Consider the following 664-nt stretch of genomic DNA (forward strand, 5'->3'; position numbering starts at 1 on the left):
AAACCCGAGGAAAAACCGGAGCCCTCCAAGAAGGAAAAGAAAGGCGACTGAGGAGGCGCTCAATTGGATCTACCGGTATCGAACATAGGTATGATTGGACACATCGACCACGGCAAGACGACGCTCACCGAGGCGATGTCGGGCGTGTGGACCGATCGACACAGCGAGGAGCTCCGGCGCGGCATATCAATCAAGCTGGGCTACGCCGATACCATCTTCGCGAAGTGTCCCAAGTGTAAGACCTACACCACTAAGGAGAAGTGCCCCGGATGCGGCGGGAAGACGAAGGTCCTGCGCCGCGTCTCGTTCGTCGACGCCCCTGGCCACGAGACCCTGATGGCGACCATGCTGTCGGGCGCTGCGATAATGGACGGCGCGGTCCTGGTAATAGCCGCGAACGAGCCGTGCCCCCAACCACAGACCAAGGAGCACCTCATGGGACTCGAGATAATCGAGACCCACAAGATCGTCGTGGCCCAGAACAAAATCGAACTGGCATCGCGCGAGGAGGTCGTGGAGAACCACAAACAGATCAGAGAGTTCCTGAAGGGGACCCCTGCCAAGGACGCCCCCATCATCCCCATATCGGCGGTCCACGGGGTGAACGTCGACAAGCTCATCCAGACGATTGAAGAACACGTCCCGACCGTCGAACACGACCTTT

At 59.2% G+C, this 664-nt stretch carries 1 protein-coding gene; it reads left to right on the top strand.

All coding sequences use genetic code 11. The features are described 5' to 3' along the window. Positions 1-63 precede the first annotated feature (63 nt). The coding region (locus tag LN415_09905) for a translation initiation factor IF-2 subunit gamma (protein MCJ2557395.1) at positions 64-664 on the top strand (601 nt) is incomplete at its 3' end.

The sequence above is a fragment of the Candidatus Thermoplasmatota archaeon genome (assembly GCA_022848865.1).
Classification (GTDB): domain Archaea; phylum Thermoplasmatota; class Thermoplasmata; order RBG-16-68-12; family JAGMCJ01; genus JAGMCJ01.